Annotated in this window: 14 protein-coding genes and 1 tRNA gene; 9 read left to right on the top strand and 6 right to left on the bottom strand. The window is 39.9% G+C overall.

Features of this window, described 5'->3' with window-relative positions:
* Positions 1-854: tetratricopeptide repeat protein (locus CK510_RS33195; protein ID WP_245911799.1), on the bottom strand; the 854-nt coding region annotated here is incomplete at its 3' end.
* 98 nt (positions 855-952) lie between these two features.
* Here CK510_RS33195 and CK510_RS32510 point away from each other — a divergent pair.
* Positions 953-1,213 (top strand): hypothetical protein, encoded by a 261-nt coding sequence (locus tag CK510_RS32510; protein WP_211293059.1) that lies wholly within the window; start codon positions 953-955, stop codon positions 1,211-1,213.
* Between the two features lie 882 nt (positions 1,214-2,095).
* On the opposite strand, the gene CK510_RS01430 is transcribed toward CK510_RS32510, so the two are convergent.
* Positions 2,096-2,169 (bottom strand) — tRNA-Pro (locus tag CK510_RS01430).
* A gap of 150 nt (positions 2,170-2,319) precedes the next feature.
* Between CK510_RS01430 and lipA the strand changes: the two genes are divergently transcribed.
* On the top strand, positions 2,320-3,198 hold the full coding sequence (lipA, locus tag CK510_RS01425) for a lipoyl synthase (protein ID WP_095719987.1): 879 nt from the start codon (positions 2,320-2,322) through the stop codon (positions 3,196-3,198).
* Positions 3,199-3,338: 140 nt separating this feature from the next.
* Here lipA and CK510_RS01420 read toward each other — a convergent pair whose 3' ends face one another.
* On the bottom strand, positions 3,339-3,740 hold the full coding sequence (locus tag CK510_RS01420) for a CO2 hydration-associated protein CupS (RefSeq protein WP_095719986.1): 402 nt from the start codon (positions 3,738-3,740) through the stop codon (positions 3,339-3,341).
* Positions 3,741-4,188: 448 nt separating this feature from the next.
* Positions 4,189-4,764, bottom strand: a complete 576-nt coding sequence (locus CK510_RS01415; RefSeq protein ID WP_095719985.1) for a glycosyltransferase family protein — start codon at positions 4,762-4,764, stop codon at positions 4,189-4,191.
* A 360-nt stretch (positions 4,765-5,124) separates the two neighbouring features.
* Here CK510_RS01415 and CK510_RS01410 point away from each other — a divergent pair, with 360 nt between their 5' ends.
* The 5 genes from CK510_RS01410 (at position 5,125) to CK510_RS31370 (ending at position 10,437) form a co-directional block, all read left to right on the top strand.
* Positions 5,125-5,745, top strand: coding sequence for a Uma2 family endonuclease (locus CK510_RS01410; RefSeq protein WP_095719984.1), 621 nt, complete (start codon positions 5,125-5,127; stop codon positions 5,743-5,745).
* A gap of 55 nt (positions 5,746-5,800) precedes the next feature.
* Positions 5,801-6,730, top strand: coding sequence for an NAD(P)H-dependent glycerol-3-phosphate dehydrogenase (locus CK510_RS01405; protein ID WP_095720001.1), 930 nt, complete (start codon positions 5,801-5,803; stop codon positions 6,728-6,730).
* A gap of 964 nt (positions 6,731-7,694) precedes the next feature.
* Positions 7,695-8,945 carry an RNA polymerase sigma factor SigC gene (gene sigC, locus CK510_RS01400; protein ID WP_095719983.1) on the top strand — a complete coding sequence of 417 codons (1,251 nt, stop codon included), beginning with the start codon at positions 7,695-7,697 and terminating at the stop codon, positions 8,943-8,945.
* Positions 8,946-9,332: 387 nt separating this feature from the next.
* Complete coding sequence (locus CK510_RS01395) at positions 9,333-10,187, top strand: glycosyltransferase family 2 protein (protein WP_095719982.1); 855 nt, start codon at positions 9,333-9,335, stop codon at positions 10,185-10,187.
* A 109-nt stretch (positions 10,188-10,296) separates the two neighbouring features.
* Positions 10,297-10,437, top strand: coding sequence for a hypothetical protein (locus CK510_RS31370; RefSeq protein ID WP_158224817.1), 141 nt, complete (start codon positions 10,297-10,299; stop codon positions 10,435-10,437).
* Between the two features lie 179 nt (positions 10,438-10,616).
* On the opposite strand, the gene acsF is transcribed toward CK510_RS31370, so the two are convergent.
* Together acsF and CK510_RS01385 are read right to left on the bottom strand one after the other, a co-directional pair.
* Positions 10,617-11,672 (bottom strand): magnesium-protoporphyrin IX monomethyl ester (oxidative) cyclase, encoded by a 1,056-nt coding sequence (gene acsF, locus CK510_RS01390; protein WP_095719981.1) that lies wholly within the window; start codon positions 11,670-11,672, stop codon positions 10,617-10,619.
* Between the two features lie 292 nt (positions 11,673-11,964).
* Positions 11,965-13,830: a tetratricopeptide repeat protein gene (locus CK510_RS01385; RefSeq protein WP_095719980.1), complete on the bottom strand. Its 1,866-nt coding sequence runs from the start codon at positions 13,828-13,830 to the stop codon at positions 11,965-11,967.
* A 773-nt stretch (positions 13,831-14,603) separates the two neighbouring features.
* Between CK510_RS01385 and CK510_RS01380 the strand changes: the two genes are divergently transcribed.
* Positions 14,604-16,163, top strand: coding sequence for a DEAD/DEAH box helicase (locus CK510_RS01380; RefSeq protein ID WP_095719979.1), 1,560 nt, complete (start codon positions 14,604-14,606; stop codon positions 16,161-16,163).
* A gap of 348 nt (positions 16,164-16,511) precedes the next feature.
* Positions 16,512-17,729 carry a DUF790 family protein gene (locus CK510_RS01375; RefSeq protein ID WP_095719978.1) on the top strand — a complete coding sequence of 406 codons (1,218 nt, stop codon included), beginning with the start codon at positions 16,512-16,514 and terminating at the stop codon, positions 17,727-17,729.
* Positions 17,730-17,863 lie beyond the last annotated feature (134 nt).

The raw sequence follows: 17,863 nt of genomic DNA, 5'->3' as shown, positions 1-17,863 counted from the left end.
AAAGCTTCCCTGGTTCTGACAGTTAAAGCAGCAGTATAAGCAGCGATGGCATTTTCAATATTCTCTGCCCTGTCTCCTTTGATTCTCTCTCTGTAGACATTTGCGAGATTATTTTGTGTTGCTGCCCATTCTTGAGGCAAAGTTCCTGGAGTGTAGAAAGTTAAAGCAGCAGTATAAGCCTCGATGGCATTTTCGATGTTATCTGCCCTGTCTCCTTTAATTCTATTGCTGTAGGCAATTGCGAGATTATTTTGCGTTGCTGCCCATTCTTGAGGCAAAGCTTTTCTGGTTCTGACAGTTAACGCGACTTCATAGCCAGTAATGGCAATTTCTATATTACTGGCTTTGTCACCCAAGGGGAATTGCTGAATTAGATTGCTAAAATTAAGAATAACTGCTGCTAGGTATTTCGGCTCATCTGCTTTCGCTTCTCCAAGTCTATTTGTCCCCCAACGGCGCAATATTTCTGCTAACACTCCGTCGAGTTTGTCTGTATTCTGTGCCAGCAACGGGTAAACTACCTGGGGATTAACTTTGCTGTCTGCGGTTGCTTGTAGCACCTCCATCAAGAATTGGTAATATGTCTGTATCTCCTCCTCACTGAGAGATTGCGAATTTACTTTAGTATCTAGATTCAACGCTTCCCCTAGTTGCATTGCCAAACCTTGCAACCAATTCGCTGTCGTCTCATCTCCGTGTTGGGAATACATCTGTGCTACTTCTTCTAACGTCTGCACAAAGCCAGCATCCAGTAATTCTTGGTTTGCTGCTAAAATTTCTGGTTCTTCACCACTGGGGGAATCTAACAGGCTGCGAATGAGGTTGAGATAGGCTTGCTGACGTTTTTCATTCATGGGTAAGAGCGTGAGATGCAACTAGATCATGAGATAAATTCAACATCAGTACCCTATATTCCGGAAAAATACGGAGATTAGCCAAAAATTAATATCTAATGTCCCGACCCTTCAACAACTCCCCACAATCTCTAACTAAGCCACATCCACATCGGTATCTGACGATGATTTCGGAGAACTGTATCGAGTTTGGAATGGGATGCAACTGCTTGGTACGTTTTATCGAAATATTGAGAGTCAACAGAAGAAGTCCGACAGTTTCAACTACCATCTCGGCTGGAGATGGATTGAAAGAATCAAATCGAATGCGATCGCAAAAATTCCTCGTTATTGGCAGTCAAACTATTTTTGAGGGTTGAAAGGCGCACTTCATTCGGGATACATCTGAATTCCCAGTGCATATTGAAATTAAAAAAAACTGAAGATGCTGTGTAAGAGAACTCCACAGAAAGAAATGCTCAATGTCATTCTGAGGAACGTACGCGCTTCGCGTACGTTCCACCCTGCGGGAAGCAAGCTACAGCATGACAACACAGGATCATTCATTTTGTGGCTTACTCTAAATCTAAGAATGAATGGCACTAAGATAAGACACAGCCCTTGCCCTGACTGGTTCCCAGGCTGGAGGCTGGGAACCGATCCTTGGAGGCTCTGCCTCCAGAGAATTGAACCGGAGGCAGAGCCTAGGCTGTTGACTTTGATGTAATTTCCACACTTTTCTTTCATACAACTTTTTTGTCCTCTCTTGTTCCTCAGGCTCTGCCTGGGAACCCTAACCAGAGGCTCTGCCTCGCATCCAGACTGGAGGCGGAGCCTCCAGATACACATTCCTTGCCGGAGACAAGGAACGAGGTAGAACAAATATATTGTATGAAAACTTAACCCCGAAAAAAGCACAAAGTTAACAGCCTAGGCAGAGCCTCTGGGAATACGTTCCCAGGCTGGAGCCTGGGAACAAGGCGAGATAAGAGTTTCGGCTTATCTTAGTGCCATTCATCTAAGAATACAGACTCAATAGGAATGAATTTTGTTTTGTAAGTAATGCACAAATGAAGCTGTACATCATAATTGTTTATTACTTTCCAACGACATTAATCTGTTAACGACGACAAATAATGTGTTAATCGGCAAAAAATATGCTGTTTGTATTTCACATGTTGTGACAAACAATTTGTCGCTCTAATTATTTTGACAAATAATGTATCGCCACGGACAAGTAATGTGTTAATCGACAATAAGGATCGGGATGACTGGACTCGAACCAGCGACCCCTTCGTCCCGAACGAAGTGCGCTACCAAGCTGCGCTACATCCCGTCATAATTATGCCAATGTTAGGAGTATATCATAAATTGAGATATGTAAAATGCAAAATTCAAATCCAAAATTCAAATCCAAAATCTAACATCCAAAATTCATTGGTCTTGCTAGGATTAAACTTGTATATCCATACTAGGTTAGTGAATTGTGGTCGTAAAACCGGATTGGCTGCGGGTAAAAGCACCTCAATGGGAGCGTGTTGGTAATGTTAAGGACATTCTGCGGGATTTAGGACTAAATACGGTTTGCGAGGAAGCATCCTGTCCCAATATTGGTGAGTGTTTTAATGCTGGAACGGCGACATTTCTAATTATGGGTCCAGCTTGTACCCGTGCCTGTCCTTATTGTGATATTGATTTTGAGAAAAAGCCCCAAGCTCTCGATCCTACTGAACCTTCACGGTTAGCAGAAGCAGTACGCAGGATGAAACTCAACCATGTAGTTATCACTTCAGTCAACCGCGATGATTTAGCCGATGGGGGAGCTTCGCAGTTTGTACGCTGCATCGAAGAAACTCGTGCTGTTTCTCCCCACACAACCATCGAAGTCTTAATTCCTGACCTGTGTGGTAACTGGGAAGCCTTGGAAATTATTCTGCGATCGCAACCTGAAGTCCTCAACCACAACACCGAAACTGTTCCTCGGCTATATCGTCGCACTCGTCCACAGGGTAATTACGATCGCACGTTGGAATTATTAAAACGCTGTCGGGAGTTTGCCCCTTGGGTTTATACAAAATCGGGTATTATGGCAGGGCTTGGGGAAACTGATGCGGAAATTCGCCAAGTTATGCAGGATTTACGTGGGGTTGATTGCGATATTTTGACCATTGGGCAATATTTACAACCCAGTCAAAAACACCTCCAAGTTAATGATTTTGTGACTCCAGAGCAATTTGCAGCTTGGCAAGCTTTTGGTGAGGAAATTGGATTTTTACAAGTTGTTTCTTCCCCATTGACAAGAAGCTCGTATCATGCTGAACAAGTTAGGGAGTTGATGAAACTATATCCACGGCAACGGGTTTAAGTTTAAATTTAAGCTGAAATAGTTTGGGGTGTGGGTGGAGTACAATATGCCGGAGACATACAAATAGTATGAGGCAGTAACTTTGATAGCTACTACCTCACACTCAACTATTGAATTCTTAGTGCGATCGCAGCATTAATCTATGCAGGAAGTAACACTGTATCGATGATGTGAATAACGCCATTATCAGCAGCGACATCGGCTGTTGTCACTGTAGAATCATTCACCTTGACACCATTGGAAGCATCAATTTTTACGTCTGAACCTTCAACTGTTTTTGCCGATTTCAGCTTAACTACGTCAGCAGCCATCACCTTACCTGGAACAACGTGATAGGTTAAAATCTTTTTGAGTTTGGGGAGGTCCTTGAGCAACCCTTCAACAGTACCCTGGGGAAGTTTAGCGAATGCTGCATCAGTAGGTGCAAAAACCGTAAAAGGACCTTTCCCTTTAAGGGTTTCGACTAATCCAGCAGCTTTAATTGCAGAAACTAGTGTGCTGAAAGAACCAGCATTAACGGCAGTATCAACTACATCAGCCATGTATATTCCTAGTTTTTTGTGTATAAGCAGTTACAATCTAACGTCTTTTTGATTCAACCTCGTCTACCTTGGGTATGATAATTTTTCGCAAAGATTGCGAGATATCTACTCCCTTTGAGGTAGCGATCGCATCTACTGGGTCCGACTTTGTGAGAATGTAAAGTATATAACAAGTCTATGCTTCCCACGTAACAGAATAATCAAAAGGTTAATTTACATAAATCAAATTAATTAATTGAGTGAAGAGACGATATTTTGGGTTTGCAATCTGATGCGATCGCACTTATAATGACCTGTTTCTGCGGATCCATAAACAATTAAACTGAATTGCTCTCTGTGATTAGGTAAATGCGATCGCCGCTCGAAGAGTTGCTTAATGTTTTGATGTCACCTGCAAAACCACTTGATAAGTCTATTTATAGTTGTTTTGTTTGTGATTGTTTTGCTTTTAAATAGCAGACAAGTTGCTATCTTCTGAATAGCCCATACCCTGCATTGGGATTCCATCAGCCCGATACCAGTGGTAGCAGTAAACGCCATCAATAATATATGATTTGTACCCCAATTCCCTAATTTTTCTGTCGATATCATTATCTACACCAAGAAAACCATCGGCAAATCCACTTGTCTTTTTCCATACATCCTTTGAAATTAAGATTACAACACCACTAATTAAGTGTTCACATTCCCTCAAAGAATTTCCATATTCGATTTGTCTTTGTTTTCCTATTTTCCGGTGATAGTAAATATCGTGATTCTGTGGTTCTATTCCTTGGATAATTTGCTCAAAATTTCCAATTCGATTAGTGCAAACAGTTAATAAACCCGCATCATGATGAGAAACACTCAGACTCTCAACAATGTCTTCAAGTTGCTTATACCAATCGAGCGTTGTGAACATTGCATCATGATCCAGGAAACAAGCCCAATCAGCATCTGGAATCATATTCATAAAGTTATTATATACTGCTCCAATATTCTTATCTGATGCTCTTGATGCGTATGGAATACAAGTATGAATCATAAAATTAATAAATTTTTTGGATATAGTCAATAACCAACTAGTATACAGAATATGTCCGTATATACTGCGAACGGCTTAAATATAGAACCCCTCTCCATAGACGCGTTCGCTTTTAGCGTTCCCGTTAGGGTAGCGCTACCTTTGGAAGTCACTTCGTGCCTACCCGCAGGGTACCTCTCCCCGTGGACGGGGAGAGGCTTAAGAATTAAGGAAAAGTATAATTTTCAACCATTTTTAGTATAACTATCTTGATTGGAGTGGATATCTATAAATATTCTGAATATTATCCTGAATATTATCCTTTTTCCGTAGTCCGCTAGATTCAAGATAAAATCTTCATAGTAGTAATTCTCCAAACCTATGACTCAAGCTTTACCTAAGCTAGTAACCTTTGAGGAATTCATCGATCGCATACCTGAAAATTCCGGAATACGCTATGAACTACATAATGGGGAAATCGTTGAAATGGCACAACCAGTAGGAGACCATGAGGAAGTAAAGGGTTTTGCAGCAAGAAAACTAACGGTAGAGTTCGACCGATTAAACCTCCCCTACTTTATCCCCAACCAAGTTATAGTTCGACCTGCTGAAAAAGATTCTGGCTATTTCCCTGATGTGTTGGTGCTAAACCGGGCAAATCTAGTAAATGAACCATTATGGAAAAAATCATCTACCCTTAGTTTGGGTGCATCCATACCTTTGGTGATTGAGGTTGTATCGACAAATTGGCGAGATGATTACCACTTGAAGTTTGCCGATTATGAAGAGATGGGTATTCCCGAATATTGGATTATAGATTATGCTGCCTTGGGTGGACGTAATTTTATTGGTAATCCCAAACAAGCAACTATCTCTATCTGTAATTTGGTTGATGGAGAATATCAAATAAGTAAGTTTCGCGAAAATGATATTATCGTCTCTCAAACTTTTCCTGAATTAAACCTCACGGCAAACCAGATTTTTCAAGCAGGTGTGGTGTAATCTTAATAACAGTGCAAAAATTTCAAACTCAAAATTGACTAATCTAAAATCCACAATCCCCAATCCAAAATCAGTTGTTATTCTCGGTGCTGGTGCATGGGGAACTGCTTTAGGTGCGATCGCCGAAGCTAACAATCATCAAGTTAAAATTTGGTCGCGTCATGGTTCCCTATCTTTGGCTGATGCTGTCAAGGATGCTGATATTATTTTGTCTGCTATCTCAATGCAGGGTGTTAGTGAGGTTGCCAAGCAAATTCAATCTTTAGATATTTCCCCAGATGTAATTTTTATCACCGCAACAAAAGGCTTAGACCCGGAAACTACTTGTACTCCGTCGCAGATATGGCAAGAGATGTTTCCTTTACATTCAGTAGTTGTGCTATCGGGACCCAATTTATCGAAGGAAATTCAACAGGAATTACCAGCCGCAACGGTGGTTGCGAGTCGTTCGGCAACTGCTGCGGAGTTTGTCGCTACTGTGTTTTCGTCACCCAGATTTCGAGTATATACAAATCTTGACCCCTTGGGTGTGGAATTGGGGGGAACCTTAAAAAATGTGATTGCGATCGCATCTGGTGCATGTGATGGTTTGCAGTTGGGAACTAATGCCAAAGCCGCATTGGTGACTCGTGGACTCACGGAAATGGTGCGTATTGGTGTTTCTTGGGGTGCAAAAACGGAAACTTTCTACGGTTTGTCGGGTTTAGGGGATTTACTGGCAACTTGCAATAGTTCCCTCAGTCGTAATTACCAAGTCGGTTATCAATTAGCTCAAGGTAAAAGCCTGGTGGAAATTCTCGCCCATTTGCAGGGAACTGCTGAGGGGGTGAATACCTGTAATGTGTTGATGCAAAGTGCGAAAAAGCAGAATATTTCCATGCCAATTACTGAGCAAGTATATCGGGTTTTCCAAGGGGAAATTACACCCCGTCAAGCTTTGGAAGAGTTGATGTTGCGGGATATTAAACCAGAATATAACGATTGATTTCTTGTTTCCCCCCTTGGAAAGGGCAGGGCTGTTTCGTTCCCTTTTAAACAGGATTTGTCAAGATAGTTAGCGATAAATATCTAAGTAAAGATGACGATTAAATGAACTTTTAAGCACTCAGGTAGCCGTAGTTTTGTTCGTTTTCTCGACACGCTGGTAACAAAATAACCAGTTTTAAATTGCTAGAACCCTTGATTTTTTAAGTGTTTTAGGGGATGAATCAGCCCTGCTTGGAAAGGGGGGTTAGGGGGAATTATTTCCGAGATATCAGGGCAAAACAGACTTATGTTTACACCATAGATATATAGATGGGAATGACAAAAAATATCTAACTAAATTCCCAACTCAGAAAGGTTAATTTCGCAAAAAACACCCAACAGGGATAACCCTGGAAAAAGCTTCCCCCACAAAAAAATACCACTCTTAATCAAAAGCACCCACATCATATTTCCGGATTTTATGAAAGCTACCCGAACAATACTTCACGGAAACATGACAATACTCGGACAAAAGCTTCAGGAAAGTACTAGGGAATCTATGTAGATATGATTATGCCAAGGTCAAAGAAAATTTTTACTTAATTATGTTTATAACACGTGATAAAAGTTACCGTCAAGTGAAGTTACAGCGTAAATTCTAAGAAAATATTCTTAAAGGCTGTTCTTATAAGTGTTTCCGAGTAAATACTGATGGCATTCTGAAGCTGTAATAGCTGTTATGATGCAGCATGTCAAGTATTAAATAACACAATAACCTCCAAAAGCCCAGAAAAAGCCAAAAAAAAAACTGTCAACAGTGTTAGTTCTTATTAAATCGTGGGAACAATATCAACAGTTGATTAGCTGACCTTATCCTGCGGAAAGCAAGCTACGGGTTCCGCAGTTGCTTAATGCAGGTCAACCATTGATAAAGTGCTGCTCACCATAATCTATTGTTACCTGGAGCCATTGAGACGAACCTTATGCCAGCAACATCTTTGTACACAGACCCAACCTACGAACCCCCACAGTCTAGCCAAACAGTCGATCCCGAAATTGGGGTTGATGAAAGTGAATTGTCGGTAGAGGATTTACAAGAGTTGGAAATGGTTTCCCAAGATCCAGCCAGTTATGCTGCTGCCCCTAACCGTCGCAGCACAGACTTGGTACGTCTGTACCTTCAGGAGATTGGTCGAGTTCGGTTGTTAGGACGAGACGAAGAAGTTTCGGAAGCTCAAAAAGTCCAACGCTACTTACGATTGCGAATTGTATTGGCTAATTCAGCCAAAGAAGGGGATGATATTATTACCCCTTATTCACGAATTGTTGATATTCAAGAGCGTTTGACATCAGAGTTAGGTCATCGTCCTTCGTTTGAACGTTGGGCTAGAACCGCAGAAATGGATGTATTTGAACTCAAGCAAATTTTTTCCAAAGGTAAGCGTCGCTGGGCAGAAATTGCGAATTTAACAGTTGAGGAATTGGAGAAAACCCAGACTAATGGACTCCAAGCGAAGGAGCATATGATTAAAGCTAACCTTCGTCTTGTGGTATCGGTTGCCAAAAAGTATCAAAATCGTGGCTTGGAATTATTAGATTTAGTCCAAGAAGGTACTTTAGGTTTGGAACGTGCGGTAGAAAAATTTGACCCAACCAAGGGTTATCGTTTCAGTACCTATGCTTATTGGTGGATTCGTCAAGGTATTACGAGAGCGATCGCAACTTCGAGTCGCACTATTCGTCTCCCGGTTCACATTACAGAAAAACTCAATAAAATCAAAAAAGCCCAGCGCAAAATCGCTCAAGAAAAGGGACGTACCCCAACTTTAGAGGATTTGGCTGTGGAGTTAGAAATGACTCCAACTCAAGTTCGCGAAGTATTACTACGGGTTCCTCGTTCTGTATCATTGGAAACCAAAGTTGGTAAAGACAAGGATACTGAGTTGGGTGAATTGCTGGAAACCGATGGTGTAACACCTGAGGAAATGTTGATGCGTGAGTCGTTGCAAAGAGATTTGCAAAGCTTGCTTGCTGATTTGACTACCCGCGAACGTGATGTAATTCTGATGCGTTTTGGCTTGGCTGATGGTCATCCCTACTCCCTAGCGGAAATTGGACGTGCTTTGGATTTATCCCGTGAACGTGTACGTCAAATTGAATCAAAGGCATTGCAAAAATTACGTCAACCCAAGCGTCGTAACTTGATTCGTGATTACTTGGAATCCTTAACCTAAGTTATAAAACTTTATTAAATGCAAGCTACTCTCCGAGCGATCGCAGGGTAGCATTTGCGTTTTAGGAATTAGTCCCAAATAATACATGAACTTTTTAACTTGGTGGTTTATATTCTATTATTACCAAGGTTGGGTGAAGCAAAGCGCAAACTAAGATTAAGTGTTGAATGAAGCTAGAATATTCTAGCTCCATTCACATTTGAAGGTTTGATTTTATCGTTGGAATTTAATATTTTGTGTTTGAAATAATGTTGATTTTCCTCATATCATGCGTTGGGTTTCACTTCTTTTCACCTAACCTATAGAGGATTGCGAGCCTACTCAAGTTCCAATTGCTTTCGGTTAAGATTGGGATGAAGATACAAATTAGTTAGAAATTTTACCTTTATGAAAATAAGTATTGTTATCCCTTGTTTCAATGCAACTCAAACTTTACCTTTACAACTAGAGGCACTGGCAAATCAAGAATACTCCCATCCTTGGGAAGTCATTATTAGCGATAATGGTTCAACTGATAACACTGAAGCGATCGCTCAACAGTTTCAAGAAAAAATACCTAACTTACGAATTATAGGCGCTGCTACTATTAAAGGAGCAGCACATGCACGAAATGTTGGAGCTTTAGCTGCAACTGGAGAAGCCATACTATTTTGTGATGCTGATGATGAGGTAGCTCCTAGATGGATAGAAGCAATGGCAGAAGCACTTGCCAAATATGATTTTGTGGCTGGTTGTATGGAATGTACAAAACTTAATGAAAAATGGGTACAAAAATCCCGTTTTTTTCCCCAACAATCTGATGACTTTCCGAAGTACGGTCTTATGCACATGGCAGCTAGCTGTAATCTAGGAATAAAACGTTCGCTACATGAGAAGATAAACGGATTTGATGAATCAATCCCCGCAGGAGGTGAGGATGATGATTATTGTCTCCGACTACAACAAATAGGAATTTCACTACACTTTGTACCAACAGCAGCGATTCACTACCGTTTCCGCGATTCATTTTATGGTATATACCAACAATCTTACTCCTATGCCAAAACTGAGATTTTAGTATATCAAAGACATAAACATCGGGGTGTTGTAGCTCCAGTTTCTTGGAAAAGTTTAATTAGACGTTTGATTTTTCTACCAGCAAAACTTTTGAAAGTACGCGATCGAGGAGATTTAGCTAAATGGCTTTGGGATTTAGGTGAGTTGGTCGGCAGGTCTCAAGGTTATTTTAAATATATGATTTAAGATAATTACACTCCAAATTTTCTCTCTAGTATTAAGAAGGTGGAGCTAAGAAGGCAATGCGATATCTTCGATAAGTTAGCTTTTAGCAACGCTTCGCGTACGCTAACGCATGTGTTTACGAGAAAATTACCGAAGAGGTACAGATTTGGTTCTTTTAGATACTGATGTGGCTCAAGCCTTTCCAACCCAGGATGATGTAAATAATGCCTTGCGGCTACTGATGCAGATTGCCCAACGTCAACCAGATTAACAAGTCGTTGGAGCAAGAGGTATAAAAATCCTTCAGAATACTAGAGGTTATTTGTGCTGACGCGATCGCCCACAACAAACCAATGACTGAAATAAAAAGCAATATCATGGCTGACTAGACATACTATATCCGTTCGTTGCCAACCTTAAACGACTCCTAGAACACACTCCTTTAAGCTTCTAAGCTATTCTATTAGCTTGTGTGTCAATTGATTTTATAAGAAACAAGCTTAACATAATCAAGAAAAGAGCAACATAATGTGGAGTTTTTTTGATGAATTTCAGGAGTTTGTAGTGATTTGAAATACCAATTTTTTTATTTTCCGAAATATGTAACATACAGGCATCTAATTTCTTGAAAAACATTGAATTTTCAATATCTAGAATGACTGGCAAGTGTTTTTCAACAGATTTGTTGACACTTTTTATTGTAGTAATATAGTATTCACGAGAATCCAATCCAATTAATGCAAAGAGTTTTTCGTTATCCTTATACTTCAAGTATGTCATGCTAAATATTAAGACTAAATAAAATTTGCAAACTAATCTTGCCTTTAATCCATTAGAAAGATTGGTTTGTGATTTAATGATAGTGCCAACAAAATCTCCATGCCGATCCTCATCCTCACTCCATGATTTATATAGTCCAAAAAGAGGGTAGATAGAGTATTCAGGATGAGATACTAAATGATCGAAAATATTTATGTAATAACAACTAGATATTTTCTCGGATAGATAAGTAGAATGGATAAACCATGCAAAAGGTAAGGAATGATATTTTCTACCTTCTTTTTTTAGAAATTCCAAGCTAGGAGTGAGATGGAAATCTGTCAAAGCTTTATTTAGAAAACTAGCGTGACGCGCTTCATCCCGAGACATCAAGCGAAATCCATCTGAAAGAGTACTATTTGTTTCCCTAAGTTGATATGATAATTCTTTGTACAGGATGAATCCTGAGTACTCAGCAGCACAATACATTTCTAGAAGCTTAATTATAAGTTCCCGTGCTTCACCTTGAATGTGATCCCAAGACTGGTTAAAACTGTTGTCACGTACAAATTTGTCTTTGTTATAGTCGTTCTTTAAATCTGTAATAACGGTATCAAAGGCTCCTTGAAATCTTAAATAATCAACATTCGCAAGTTTTTTGATATTGGTTGTATAGAATCCTGGATAAATCTGAGTTTCGTTTACTAGGACATTAGTGTTTGACTGCATATTGTCAGTATTTGACATATTTTAAGTTTCCTATCAGATATTTAGTCTCAATGCTAATTTTAAAATAACACCCTTAGGAGATACTGAGTCTAATATTAAGAATATGGCTGGAGATTCTGTGGTCAACTACTATTTCTAAAATACAAGGTTGAGTGAAGGCTTTGCGTAACCCAACATATAATATGAGGGAAACAGAGATTATTTAAACCACAAAAATATCTAAATAAAATGTTGGGTTACGACGCAAACAAAGATTAATCATATCATTACAAGTGTCTCTTGTGCGTCTCCACCCAACCTACAAATATTTTCACTTTCCATTCCCATATGTTTCTAACAACTGCGGAATATAATCATATCCATCGACACCAATGACTGCAATTATTTTTTGACGACTAGATTGTAATATCTCTTGAAAACGTTCTTCACCTAATTGTCTCTGTAATATTGTTAATAAACTAGCTGGTTTATGCCATTCACGAGAGGCAATTTGATTCAATAAATACATTCCCAAACAACCCGTATAAACTGCCCGTTCAAAATTAGCAAGACTGTAATTTGTTTCGGATAAATTAGCTAAATTTAAACCCTGTAAATACAAATCTCCACAAACCTGTGCCGTATTAAATCCATCCTCTAAATTTTGAATCGCTTTTGACGATTCCCCAATTACTTGATAAGCGATTCCTAAACTACTCAAACACAAAGCTTTACTTTGAATATCACCTAACTGTTCCGATAACTTCAAACCTTGTTGTAAATAATTAATTGGCATTTCATAACTTTCCGATTCCCCATCTTCTCGCTGCTGTGCTTCCATAACCTCGCTGTAACCCAAATTCACCAGCGCATTTGCTTCACCAGTGCGTTGGCTTTGCCCGCCGTAGGCATCGCCTGCTTGACGGCTTAAAATTAAGGCACGCTGACTATAATCTATTGCTTCGCTATAATCTTTTTCTTCTACACAAGCTCGACTCAGGTGATTTAAATTCGCAATCTCGCAACTTCGATCCCCCGCAATCCTCGCTATCTCCAAAGCTTGTTGATGAAATCCTTTTGCCCGTGCATATTGTCCCATTGCCCGTTGCGAATATCCTAAAAGCGTCAAAATTCTGGCTTTTTCTTGGGTTCCCTCGGCTCTACGTAATGGTTCGTCAAGATAGTCTAATGCATCTCGCAAATAACTACCGGAAAACGACGCAAATAGCCCACCATACAAGGGAAAATACTGTCTTTGGGAAAATGTGCGTAAAATTTGCAGCATTACTAGGGAACAAGCATCACCATAAATATTCGCAATGGGGCGGAATCCCACCGCTAAATAACTCCAAATGACGGCAAAGGTCAAAAAGGTAGAAATTGATAGTTTGGAACCAGCTTTGATGTTGTAGGGTTGTTGATCGAACCAATTGACTAAACCGCGCTGGATATATTGTAGTGCGATCGCCATTTCTACCCAATCCCCCATAGTTAGGGTTTTCTGTCCTTCAGCAAATTCAACTACCGATTCCTCCCTCGCTAAAGTGCGAAATAAAGCTGCGGGAAACTCGCTTTTGACGTTTTTTGCCCAAGTAGCCCAGGGACCATTTTCCCCTGGTACTCCCCCAAACCCGATTGATTCTTGACGTTCGTACATCCAACTAACTAGGTGTTCTTGGATTCGCTGCCACGATGCTGCACCACGGATGACACCATTGGCAATTTCCTGTAAGTTAGAATTTGCTTGGGCGTACTGACCTAGTGATTTTCCTAGCTGTTGAATTTGTTGTAAATTGAGCGGATTTTTTTGATTTTGGTCGATAACGCGCAAAAATACCGCTAGCTGTTCATCTGCTGTAGAAGTGGTAATTTCCTTAATTGCCGATGCGATCGCACCTCTAGTTTTATTTTGTTCCTCAGCACGTTGCCATTGGGTTTGAATCGTTTTGCTTGCTCGGAGAATCCGGGTTGCTTTCGCTTGTTTGAGGTCATCCTTTTCCGAGTCTACCTGTTGCTGGGTAGAATTGATGCGATCGCTCAACACCATCTCAAAAATTTCCCCCGTATCGACAGTGACGCTGTTGAGTAGCATTTGATATACCTGTTCAGCAGAGCTAATTTTACCTTTAAGGGTAGCTTCCACGATTTCATCGATGAGAGCCAGATATTTATCGCGTAAAGACAGAGAATCAGACACGTTACCAACCAGAAATCGCCACTCTCAATTCTAGCGGTTAGTGATTGATTATTGGTTAGGGAATACCAAGAAATAAATCCTCCAATATTGTAAGGGTCGGGTCTCCCCACCCTTCGCGTGATAGTGTTGGTAAGTATATGAGAAAGAAGATTTTATTTTCTGGAAGTCCCTTATTGGTTAAGACAACACCAAGAAATAAATTGTCCCGATTTATTATTGTAAGAGTGGGGTATTCCCAGCCTTACTGAACAAATGGTAAATTTGATAAATCTATATTTCTATATTTCTATATTGATGATACATCTATAAATTCAAATATTTTATACTTTGGAAGTCTCCAATAATAACGAGGAATTAATATACAACTCTTTGTAAATTGGGTAAGCTAAAACAGATTTAAGGTGCAGAATCTAAAATTATCTAGTTCTTGTGGGATGGGCATCACGAACCGTTCTCATATGCAATTGAAATGTGGAACAGCTTAATCATATTCTTGCTCTGGTATTCTGTGCGATCGCAATTGAACTTGAATATTTTACGTAATTTAATATCTAATTTATACAATTAAAGTTTATATTTTACTTAATTTAGATTCCTTATTTTCCTTGAATAAATAAAATTTGTCAGAGTCCCATGTTTGAATCATGCACTTTTTGCGCTATTAGTAATTAAGTGGTCAGTAGCCAGTCAAAAACAGCATCAAGCAGCAAACATAAAGCAAGTGTTGTTAAATCTACTACTATCATCTAGTCAAAATGCCGGGAATAGGGAAAATGCCTCGCACCCCTACTTTAACCTTCGATCGCGGAACTTTAATTTTGCATCCACCACCGCGTGGCAAAGCTTGGACAGACTTTGCCACGTGGGATGACAGAGTGGAAAAATTTCGCATTCCCGCAATTCAATATCGACATCTAGTTGAATCTTTACAAGCTGAGGGCACTGATTACTTAGACGATGCCAAAGAATTTCATCCGGTAGAATTGCTAGCTAGCTTGGAAATGGAACCCTACCCCCATCAAAATGAGGCTTTAGCAGCTTGGAAACTGGCAGGTAGGCAAGGAGTTGTTGTTTTACCGACAGCCGCAGGAAAGACGTATTTGGCGCAAATGGCAATGCAATCCACTCCACGGACAACTTTAATCGTGGTGCCAACGTTAGATTTGATGCATCAGTGGTACGCACATCTCAAAGCTGCGTTTCCCGATGCCGATATTGGTTTGTTGGGGGGAGGTTCACGGGATAAAACCCCAATTTTGGTAGCTACCTATGACAGTGCTGCCATCCATGCGGAAACCTTGGGAAATATGTACGCTTTGATAATTTTTGATGAATGTCACCACCTACCAACCGATTTTAACCGAGTGATTGCCGAATATGCGATCGCGCCTTATCGACTGGGTTTGTCTGCTACTCCCGAACGTACTGATGGCAAACATGCCGATTTAAATATTTTGATTGGTAGGGAGGTATATCGCAAACGTCCTGAGGATTTGGCTGGGAAAGCACTTGCGGAACATGAAATAGTTCAAATTAAGGTGAAGTTATCGCAATTTGAGCGGGAAAGATATAATAATTTAATCAAAATCCGCAATGATTTTTTAAGGGAATCAAAGATATCTTTGGGTAGTATTCAGGGATGGCAGCAATTTGTCATGGCAAGTGCGAGAAGCCAAGTTGGTAGAAAGGCAATGTTAGCGCATCGTGGAGCTAAGGAGATTGCTTTGGGTACAGATGGAAAAATTCGCATTCTTGCCGATTTACTTTCTGAACATTTTCCCGATCGCATTCTGATTTTTACGGCTGATAATGCCACTGTATATAAGATTTCTAATGAGTTTTTGATTCCAGCAATTACCCATCAAACACCTGTTAAGGAAAGACATGAAATATTAACCAAGTTTCGCGAGGGTAAATATAAAAGTTTGGTTGCTTCCCATGTGTTGAATGAAGGAGTTGATGTACCTGCTGCGAAGATTGCGATTATTCTATCCGGTACGGGTTCTGTACGGGAATATACACAAAGATTGGGAAGGGTTTTAAGGAAGGGGCAAGATGCTAATAAACGAGCGATTTTGTATGAGGTGATTGCTGAGAATACTAGTGAGGAGGGAACTTCGGTGAGAAGGAGGGGTTTTCGGGATAATGAACCGCAGAGGGAAGAAAATAAAGAAGGAAATAAAGAAGGAAATAAGGAAGAAGATAAAAGGGGAAATTTGCGTGTAGTTTATGGAACGAATCAACAGAAAACCCAACGTGCTGCGGAACAATTAGGATTATGGAATGATAATTTAGCTAAGTCTGATGATTCCGATGACAACCCCAAATTTTAATTTTTCTAGAGACACCGATATATAGCATTTATGAACCTATTGAGATACAAATTTATCTTCGTCCATTTGCGTACATCTTCTTCTATCTGCGGTTAATTCCTTGTTGCTATACCTCACGAGTATGAGAATTGGCATATCACGTCTTTACATTCCTAACTCCTAACTCCTAATTCCATTTTAATATGAAGATGCATAAAATAACCCCACCGCCTGTGGCACCTCCCCTTAGTAAGGGGAGGTTGGAGGAATCGAAATAATGTGCAGCTTCACAAGTAATTGGTATAACTCCTAATTCCTAATTCCTAACTCCTAATTCCTAACTTCTAACTCCTAACTCCTAATTCTAAAATGCTTCCTACCGACTTACTAATGTACCGTCAAAATGGCGAACAAATCATTCCTAAACGGCTAAAAATTGAAGTTAAAAACCTCGAATTAGCCAGCGAGTTAATAGCCTGCTTTCAAAACATGCTTAGTAAAACTCAAGGTGATTTAGAAAGACAATTATTAGAATTAGAAGGAGAAGACACAGATTACCGAATCAAAAGAGGTTTAGCTTATATCCTCAAAAGTGGATTTTCCAACTTTGAAATCGTTAGTCCCCTAGAACCGCAAATGTTACGAGAGCGAGTCTTTGCATTTGCTGCAAAATCAATTCCCAGTTCGCAACAATCACAAATCACCCTAACAACAATAGCCGATGAATTAACCCAAGAACTTGAACACGAAGTATTACCAGAACAGGTAAAAACTGGTTTATATGCCGATTTATCTGAAAATAGAATTATGACGGTATTTGATGAACCTAATCCAGTCGATATATTACACCGCTACAACCTTTCCCAAGTTCAAGGAATATTCTACAAAGCTAGTCAATTAATCATAAACGCCCATCGGAATAATCCAGGAGAATACAAACTCTTATTTCGCTACTTAAAGCTATTTCAACTAATGGCTTATATAGAAGGAGACTCAGACCACGGATTTACAATCACCATCGATGGTCCCACCAGCTTATTCAATTCTAGCACCCGTTATGGACTTGCGATCGCAAAACTAATTCCGGCTTTACTTCATGTCACCAAATGGAGTCTCGCAGCCACATTACAAACCCGCGATTTTTACTCTGATTCTTGGAAAACTGGCAGATTCTCCCTTCATTCTGCTGAATGTGGTTTAGTCACCCATTATCCACCAGGAAAGCCTTACGATAGTATGATTGAAGCTTCATTTGCTGATAAATGGGAGTCGTTAAAAACTGAGTGGCAATTGGAACGGGAAGTCGATTTAATCCCAATTCCTGGTAGTGTGATGATACCCGATTTTCGCCTAGTTCATCCCGATGGTAGAGACTATTTATTAGAAATTGTCGGATATTGGCGACCTGAGTATCTCCAAAAGAAGTTCTCTCAAGTTAGACGTTCGGGTTGCGACAATTTGATATTAGCTATTTCCGAAAGATTGAATTTGGAAAAAGCTGGGGTGAAATTAGATGATGTACCCGCAAAAATTATTTGGTTTAAGGATAAATTGTTACCAAAAGCTGTATTAGCTGTATTGGATTAGGTTTCTCCCATTATCATGCCGCGTAAGGTGAGAAAGTGAGGCAGTGCTTTGCGAGGGTTCCCCTCGTTGTAGCAACTGCCGGGGTTTCTAGGTTTAAGCTGTTCCGCATTTAAATCATATAATCTAAATTATTA

Source organism: Brunnivagina elsteri CCALA 953 (assembly GCF_002289455.1).
GTDB lineage: Bacteria > Cyanobacteriota > Cyanobacteriia > Cyanobacteriales > Nostocaceae > Brunnivagina > Brunnivagina elsteri.
The sequence above is the reverse complement of the archived record's forward strand: the minus strand, read 5'-3'. Positions and strand labels throughout refer to the sequence as shown.

What these genes read in the sequence shown, in the direction of transcription:
- CK510_RS01415 (WP_095719985.1), bottom strand. Translation starts at nt 4,764, where the DNA reads ATGATTCATACTTGTATTCCATACGCATCAAGAGCATCAGATAAGAAT.
- CK510_RS32510 (WP_211293059.1), top strand. Translation starts at nt 953, where the DNA reads ATGTCCCGACCCTTCAACAACTCCCCACAATCTCTAACTAAGCCACAT.
- CK510_RS01380 (WP_095719979.1), top strand. Translation starts at nt 14,604, where the DNA reads ATGCCTCGCACCCCTACTTTAACCTTCGATCGCGGAACTTTAATTTTG.
- CK510_RS01410 (WP_095719984.1), top strand. Translation starts at nt 5,125, where the DNA reads ATGACTCAAGCTTTACCTAAGCTAGTAACCTTTGAGGAATTCATCGAT.
- CK510_RS01395 (WP_095719982.1), top strand. Translation starts at nt 9,333, where the DNA reads ATGAAAATAAGTATTGTTATCCCTTGTTTCAATGCAACTCAAACTTTA.
- CK510_RS31370 (WP_158224817.1), top strand. Translation starts at nt 10,297, where the DNA reads ATGTGTTTACGAGAAAATTACCGAAGAGGTACAGATTTGGTTCTTTTA.
- CK510_RS01420 (WP_095719986.1), bottom strand. Translation starts at nt 3,740, where the DNA reads ATGGCTGATGTAGTTGATACTGCCGTTAATGCTGGTTCTTTCAGCACA.
- CK510_RS01375 (WP_095719978.1), top strand. Translation starts at nt 16,512, where the DNA reads ATGCTTCCTACCGACTTACTAATGTACCGTCAAAATGGCGAACAAATC.
- acsF (WP_095719981.1), bottom strand. Translation starts at nt 11,672, where the DNA reads ATGTCAAATACTGACAATATGCAGTCAAACACTAATGTCCTAGTAAAC.
- sigC (WP_095719983.1), top strand. Translation starts at nt 7,695, where the DNA reads ATGCCAGCAACATCTTTGTACACAGACCCAACCTACGAACCCCCACAG.